The organism is Mycobacterium sp. NPDC006124 (genome assembly GCF_040614235.1).
Classification (GTDB): domain Bacteria; phylum Actinomycetota; class Actinomycetes; order Mycobacteriales; family Mycobacteriaceae; genus Mycobacterium.
Map to the genome: position 1 here is coordinate 1 of NZ_JBEXUA010000034.1, position 7,540 is coordinate 7,540.

General features: G+C 65.0%; 5 protein-coding genes and 2 pseudogenes. 2 read left to right on the forward strand and 5 right to left on the reverse strand.

Annotated elements, in window-relative coordinates:
- Window positions 1-95: 95 nt before the first annotated feature.
- From ABZ195_RS28475 to ABZ195_RS28495, 5 genes and pseudogenes are all read right to left on the reverse strand, one after another.
- Window positions 96-496 (reverse strand): annotated as a pseudogene (locus tag ABZ195_RS28475) (transposase); the annotation flags it as partial.
- Window positions 497-707: 211 nt separating this feature from the next.
- Window positions 708-3,755, reverse strand: a complete 3,048-nt coding sequence (locus ABZ195_RS28480) for an MMPL family transporter (protein WP_355223237.1) — start codon at window positions 3,753-3,755, stop codon at window positions 708-710.
- 106 nt (window positions 3,756-3,861) lie between these two features.
- Complete coding sequence (locus ABZ195_RS28485) at window positions 3,862-4,296, reverse strand: DUF6188 family protein (RefSeq protein ID WP_355223238.1); 435 nt, start codon at window positions 4,294-4,296, stop codon at window positions 3,862-3,864.
- Between the two features lie 235 nt (window positions 4,297-4,531).
- A complete protein-coding gene (locus ABZ195_RS28490; RefSeq protein WP_355223240.1) occupies window positions 4,532-4,723 on the reverse strand; it encodes a hypothetical protein in 192 nt (63 codons plus the stop codon).
- The gene (locus ABZ195_RS28495) at window positions 4,692-4,799 is read right to left on the reverse strand and encodes a TetR family transcriptional regulator (protein WP_355223236.1); all 108 of its coding nucleotides are present in this window, start codon (window positions 4,797-4,799) and stop codon (window positions 4,692-4,694) included. Before ABZ195_RS28495 ends, ABZ195_RS28490 begins: the two co-directional genes overlap by 32 nt.
- Window positions 4,800-4,924: 125 nt before the next feature.
- Here ABZ195_RS28495 and ABZ195_RS28500 point away from each other — a divergent pair.
- Window positions 4,925-5,932 (forward strand): annotated as a pseudogene (locus ABZ195_RS28500) (IS481 family transposase).
- Between the two features lie 273 nt (window positions 5,933-6,205).
- Window positions 6,206-6,853 carry a TetR/AcrR family transcriptional regulator gene (locus ABZ195_RS28505; RefSeq protein ID WP_355223239.1) on the forward strand — a complete coding sequence of 216 codons (648 nt, stop codon included), beginning with the start codon at window positions 6,206-6,208 and terminating at the stop codon, window positions 6,851-6,853.
- Window positions 6,854-7,540: the final 687 nt, after the last annotated feature.

The window sequence follows — 7,540 nt, forward strand, 5'->3', positions numbered from 1 at the left end:
CGCTCAACGCGTTCGCGATCACCTTCGAAGGCCGGATCACCCCGACCGGCACCTAACAATGCCAAGGTCGGATCCACCGTTAATCTGACAGTCCCGATCCGGCTGATGGTGTCCTTGGACACCATCGCGCTGCAGACATCGGCGAAGTGTGCCGGCACCTCGCCAGCGGTCAATCGCTTTGCCGTTAGCGATAATTTGATCTCATCGATACCGGTCAGCCGGCGTTGACGTCTCAACGATCTGCGGTTCGAACGAGGCACGTGGATGTCGACCGGGCCGATCTCGGTCAGCACCGTCTTGATCCGCATCCCGTTGTGGGAGCTGCCGCTGCCCCGCTCAGCCGGGTCGTGCCGGTCATAGCCAGATGTTCGGTCATCTCGGCAACCAGGGCGGTCTCCAGCACGTTCTTCGTGAGCTGGTTCAATAGCCCGTTCGGGCCGACCAGCTCGATACCTTGCTCCTTGGACAGCGCCTCAGTTGTTCGGCGGGCTACCAATGATCCAGTTCAGCCGCCGCGGTCAAGTGTAACTGACACTGGTGATCCTTCGCCAAGCTCACACTCGGCGTGTCACATCAAGATCAAATCGACCGCTTCTCGGACAATCCCGGTCTCCGACAAAGACGCACTACGGTGCACCACGAAGACCTCCGAGATGAGTTGGAGCGTTCCTTGGCAGCTCCCGCATCATGCGGAGGTCTTCGTCTTGTCACCTCACCACGCCGTCAACAACGTCTGAGATGAGTACAGAGCGTCGAGCGCTGGCGCGTTGCGGCCACCAGCTGGCTTCGCGCAGGAGCACGGCGATCGCGGGAACGGTGAGCGTGCGCACGACGAAGGTGTCCAGCAGCAGGCCGCAGCCGATGATGAACCCGGCTTGGATCATGATGGCGATCGAGCCGAACATGAGGCCGAGCATGCTGGCGGCGAAGATGATGCCGGCGGAGGTGATGACCGAGCCGGTGTTGGCGACGGTCCGCAGCACGCCGACGCGGATGTTGCGGGTGGATTCCTCCTTGAGCCGGGACACCAGCAGCATGTTGTAGTCCGCACCCACAGCGACCAAAATGATGAACGCCAACAGTGGCACCGGCCAAGCTATTGCATAGCCCAGGCCCCACTGGAAGACCAACACCCCGATGCCCAGCGAGGCGGCGTAGTTAAGGACGACGGTGCCCAACAGGTACAGCGGGGCCAGCAGTGCGCGCAGCAATAGTGCCAGGATGACGCCAACGATGAGCAGGGTGGCAGCGCCCAGTTGGAGGAAGTCCGCCGAGAGGAGTTTCTGGATGTCGGAGTTGACGGCGGGGAACCCGGCTACCGAGATGGTGGCTCGGGCCAGGGAGGTGTTGGGGCGGGCGGCCTCGGCGACGGTCACGATCTGCTGGGCCATGTTCATGGCGCCCACGCTGTAGGGGTCATTGCTGGACTCGACGAGGAACCGGGCGGTCTTGCCGTCGCGGGAGAGGAACTGTTTGGCGACGTCGGCGAACTGGCGGTTCTCGAAGGCGTTGGGGGGCAGGAAGAAGCCGCTGGAGCTGTCGGAGCCGGTGCTCGCGCGCGCAGAATTTTGCAGCTGGGTGGCGATCTGGCTCATCCCGCCGAGCATTTCGATGTTGCTGTCGGCCAGGGTGTGCACGCCCGTGGCCAGGGCTTGGGCGCCCGAGGCGAGTTGGCTGATGCCGTCTTGGAGTCGGCGGACGTTACCGGCCAGGTTGGCGCGGTCACCGAGCGCGCCGAACGCCTTGTCCAGTGAGGTGACTGCGGTCTGGACGCCGGCCAGGGTGTCTGCCACAGATGCGTTCTGGCCGACGGTGTCGCCGAGCCCAGCGACCTGGGTGAAGAACCCGGCGTGGCGCAGCGTCGTGAGGACCTGGACCTGGTCGCGGATCTGGGCGCACTGCGGTGTGGTCGCGCACCACGGCGAGGTGTTCAGCGCGCCCACCAGCGGGTCGATGGTGGCGATGGCACCGTCGGCCTGCTCGGCGAGCGGGCGCAACCCCGGTCCCGAACGCAGCGCCTGGTCGACCGCGGGTGCGGTCGCCGAGAGTTGGTTCAACAGGGGCCGAAACTGGTCCACCTTCCGTCCTGTGCTCTGGGCCTGATCCAGGATTCCCGTCAGCGGGGTCAGCGCGGTGCGCAGGGTGGTGTCGAGTTGGGCCAGGCCGCCGGCGAGTTGATCCGCGCCGCCGGCGAGCTTGGCCAGGTCGGCCTTGCGGGCGTTGCCGTTGGCGACCGCGCCGGCCATCTTGTCGCCGATTTGTCCGTTCTGCCAACCCAATTGGGCCTGATCCAGGCGGACACCGGCGGGCCGGGTGACCCCGGAGACCTTCGTGACACCGGGGACTTGCGCCACCCGGGAGGCCATCTCGTCCAGATCGGCGAGCCCCTTCCCGGTGCGCATGTCCGTCGGTGATTCCACCACCAGGAACTCGCTGATGACGATGTCCTTGCGGAAGTGCCGGTCCAGCAGTCGGTAGCCCTCGTTGCTGGCCGTGGTCGCAGGTTGGCCCTTGCGGTCGTCGTAGCTCAAGGTCATCGTCGTGGCGACCGCGGACAGTGCCAGCAGGATGACCAAGCTGCCGACGAGGAGCGGCACCGGCTTGCGCACCACCGCGACGGCCACCGAGTTCCAGTAGCGGCGGGTGCGGTCGGACTTGGGTTCACCGATGCCGCGTGTGGCGGCCAGCGCCAGCACCGGCGGAAGCAGTGTCACGGTGGCCGCGAATCCGACGAGCACGGCGACCGCGCAGGCCGGTCCCAGTCCGGCGAACATGCTGAGATGGGCGAACACCATCGCCGCGAACGCCAACGCGACGGTCGCCGCGGAGGCCATGATGACGCGGCCGATACTCGCGGTCGCGCACACGACCGCCTGGTCGGGGGCCACCTGCGCCCTACGCTGTTCGTGATAGCGGCTGATCAAAAACACCGTGTAGTCGGTGCCGGCGCCCAGCAGGATCGCGGTCATGAACGCGACGGTGAACTGCGACACCGGCATCCCCAACTCGCCCAGCCCGGAGAGCACACCACGTCCCACGGCCAAACTAATTCCGATTACCAGCAAGGGTAATAGCGCGGTGAACACCGACCGGTACACGATGAGCAGGATCAGCGCGATCAGCCCCGCGGTGGCGATGGAGATGAACAGCAGATCGCGTTCGGCCTCGGCGATCTGGTCGCTGAACGTCGACGCAGGCCCGGTCACCCGCACCGTCGCCGAGGACCCGTCGAAGGACTGGGCCGCGATCGCGCGGACCGCGGTGATCGACTCCCCCGCGGTGGGGTCACCGAGCGTGCCGGCTACCCCGACCGGCAGATACCAGGCCTTGCCATCCTGACTGAGCGCCTGGGTGGCGGTCACCGGATCGGCCAGCAGGTCCTGGACCAGAAGGACGTGTTTGGTGTCGGCGCGCAACCGTGCCACCAGATCCGCGTAGTCCTGTCGCGCCGAGGGTGTGAGCCCCGCCGGGTCTTCCATCGCGACGAACAGCATCGTCTTGGAACCCTGCTCGCCGAATGCCTCGCTCATCCGGTCGATCGTTTGAAACGACGCCACGTCCTGAGGGATCAGCTGGACGGACTGTTTCTGAACGACGGTCTCCAGCTGCGGGAACACCAGGGCCAGGACCACGGCCAATCCGACCCACGCACCGATCACCAGGGCCTTGTGCCGCACGGTGAATCGGGCCAGCGCGCCAAGGCGTTCGCTGTACTCCCCGGACGCCTTGGTCGGCGATGCCGCGCGTTCCCGCAGGCGTAGGGTCGCGGTGCTCGTCGAGTCCTGATGACTTCCTTCGGTGCTCAATGGCGCTCCCGCGAGGAGCGGTGTCCGAGCCGGACTCTCGTTTCGTCGAGCCGGGTCACCCTGCGATCACCGAAGAGTCGGCAACCTGCTGGTCCTCGGGCAGGTCGTGGCGCACGACGCGGACTCGACCGTGCGGCAGACACGCCATGTAGCCGTGGTGTTTTCCGTACAACTCCCAAGCCGTGGAGTCCTGATCGGCGGTCACCGTGAGGCCGTACCCGTTGGAGAACGCGACGTGCAGAGTGCCGTCGTCGTCGTACCCGGCGTGCGTGCAGATGCTTCCTGCAAAGTTCAGCAGTGGACGCTGGTGTGCGGGCACGTCACGGGGATCGATCATCACCTCTTCGGCGGGATGTACGCCCACCGGCGGGAGGGAGAGTCGCAGCGGCCGCGTGATGACCAATTCGTTGTAGTCCTCGAGACTCAACGCCAGGCCTTCGTTGAGACTTACACGCTGGACCTGACAATCTTCGATCCATTGGGTGAGCATGATGCCCCCTTCGTCAACCGGCATGATACCAAACGAGGCCATCGGTATCGGTACGATACCAAGAGTACTGGTAGGCGGCTGGGCGGTGACGCTGTCCGACGGCCTACGACTCTTCTCGCCGCCGGCTCGATCGCCGAGGATCACTTGATGCTGCGGTCGAGCCGGACAGCGGCGTCGGCGGCTGACGTGCCGTGACGGACCCACCTGATCAGGCTGGCCAACCAGATGTCCAGGATCACCGACGCGTGGCGTCGGCGAACACGAACGATCGGATTACGGCCTCGGTCAGCGCGGGCTTGGAAGACCATTCCTCCTCAAGGCTGGCGTTCAGGCGCCCGAGGCGTAACTGCGGCGAGACACCCGTATCGGCCGCATCCCGTTCCTCACCGAGCCGTTCACGCCCGTGCCAGAACGGCAACGAGGACATGCGGCTTGGAGGGGAAGTACCGGTACAACGTCTTAACCGCGATCCCGGCGCCATCGGCCACGGTGCGCACCTTCACCGCGTCCTAGCTGTGATGTCCGGGGACGTTGTCCCGATTCGTATCGGTGAGCCTGTGTGACAGGGAAGGCCTCCGGTTGTGAAGTGGAGCTGTCAAGGAACCGCTTCATCAACCAGGAGGCCTTCGTGTCCCACGCTAACGCTGCATTGACCCCACGCGCACGATTGAAGCTCGCGCGGCTCGTCGTCGAGAAGGGCTGGACCTACTCCGCGGCGGCCAGGATGTTCATGGTGTCATCACGAACAGCCAAGAAGTGGGCCGACCGATTCCGCACCGAAGGCACCGCCGGCATGGAAGACCGCAGCTCGCGCCCGCACCACAGCCCGACCAAGACCAGTCAGCCGGTGATGCGCCGAATCGTGGACCTACGGTGGCGCAAGCGTCTTGGGCCGGTGCAGATCGGCGGGCGCCTCGGGGTGCCGGCATCGACGGTGCACGCAGTGCTGACCCGGTGCCGGATCAACCGACTGTCCTACATCGACCGCGTCACCGGCGAACCCATACGCCGTTATGAGCACGACCATCCGGGGTCGCTGATCCACGTCGACGTCACCAAGTTCGCCAATATTCCCGACGGCGGCGGACACAAGTTCCTCAGCCGGGCACAAGGCAAGCGCAACGCCCGCCAGACCGCGCATCGCACTGGCGAGCGCGGTGATCGCACCAAGTACTGGAGCCCCAGGATCGGAATCGCATTCGTACACAACGTGATTGACGACCACTCCCGAATGGCCTACGCCGAGATCCGCACCGACGAGAAGGCCGTCACCGCCATCGGCGTGCTGCAGCGCGCCGTGGCGTGGTTCACCGAGCGGGGCGTCATCGTCGAGCGCGTTCTGTCCGACAACGGCTCTGCCTACCGCTCCTACGCGTGGCACGATGCCTGCACCGAACTGAACATCACCCCGAAGCGAACACGCCCGTACAGGCCTCAGACCAACGGCAAGATCGAGCGGTTCCACCGCACACTCGGCGATGGCTGGGCCTACGCACGGTTCTACGAATCGACAGAACAACGCGACACAGCCTTACCGGGCTGATTGCACTTCTACAATCACCACCGAGCCCACTCCGCCATCGGAGGTCGCCCACCAGTCGCCAGACTGACCAACGTCCCCGGACATCACACCTAGCCACCCTCGATGGCGATTCCGGCGGCGCTGTCTAAGATGACCTCGCGTCGGCGGGCCGTCTCGCGATGAGCGATTTCCCTCGCCGTTTCGGTTGGGGCATGCGGTGATCCACTGCCCTTCGGCGGCGTTTGAGCCAGCACGCGCCAGCGGCGGATGTCGACACCCACCGGCCACAGGCATACACGGTATCGTTGCGATACTATCGGTACCATATCGCGGTAGGTGCCGGTTGACCAGATGATTCGACGGATTGGTGTGGCGATGAGCGAGACGATGGCAACGCTGCCCAACAACGAACCAGATGACGATGACGTCGACCCACGCCGGGCTCGGTCGCGAAACCGACTGCTTGACGCCGCGGCACACCTGCTCAGCACGGGTGGGATCGAAGCGGTCACCATCGAGGCGGTGACCAAGGCCTCCAAGGTAGCGCGCACCACCCTCTACCGACACTTCAACAGTTCCTCTCACCTGTTGGCCGCCACATTCGAGCGCCTGCTTCCCCAGGTCACGTCACCGCCTCCGAGCGCTGGGTCCTTGCGCGACCAGCTGGTTGAACTACTCGACCGGCAGGCGTCGCTTTTCGCCGACGCATCCTTGCACGTCACGCTCCTGGCGTGGCTGTCCCTAGGACCCACCTCAACCGCCCAGGCGGCTGACACGCAAGCCTCGACAAAAGCGCTGCGCGCCCGGGTTGTCGATCAGTACCGAGAACCCTTCGACGCGGTCCTGCAGAGTGCCAGTGCCTTCGACGAGCTCGACGACCTGAACGTAGAGCTCGCGATGTGCCAGCTCGTCGGACCGCTTGCGTTCGCTCGCATGACCGGACTGAACACCATGACCCGGCGCCACTGCGAACACATCGTGGACGACTTCCTCGCCGCCCACCGAATCGATCGACGTAGCAGCGCCGGTGGGTGAGCACGGCTCACCACCGACGATGCTCATGAGCCCTCGCTGCGCCGATGCGAAATGAACTGTCGCGCAGGCTCGTACATCGAACCGCCGCATGGTGAACACGGTCGAATTCGGCACCTCGCAGCGCGTCGTCGTAGAGGAGGGTAGCTCCTGCCAGCCTGAGCAGGATTCCAGCATCCACTCTAGCGGCGTGCTACTACACTTCCAGGCCGCCCACCGAGTTGCTACCGCCCGCGCTTCGGACACTCGCGATAGACGATCGTAGCCGGCGCGAAATCCCCGCCCCGACACTGCCTGCTCGCGCCAAATGCCCGCTCGGGTATGCAAACAATGCTCCTGACGGTCGAGCACGTTGGAAATTTTCTCGGGTAGCAGTTCGCGGTCGGCCTGTTGCGCTTCGAGGTGCATGGCGCGAGGCCGGTCATCATTGGCGCCAATGCTGCGAAGTTGCTGCCCCCCTGAGTATTTGGTTCCGCGATGCAGTTGTTAAAATCACAGGTGTCGAATCGCCGCCCGCGCTTGCGGTTGAATCGCCCTGGAAATGCTGGAGGCTCCTGACCTTGGAAACGAGGATGGAGCCATGCCGAAGGAACAATCGCCCGGGACGCCGACGACACGCAGGTACACCCCGGAGGAGAAGGCATCCGCGGTGCGGATGGTCCGGGCCCTGCGGGCGGAGTTGGGCACCGA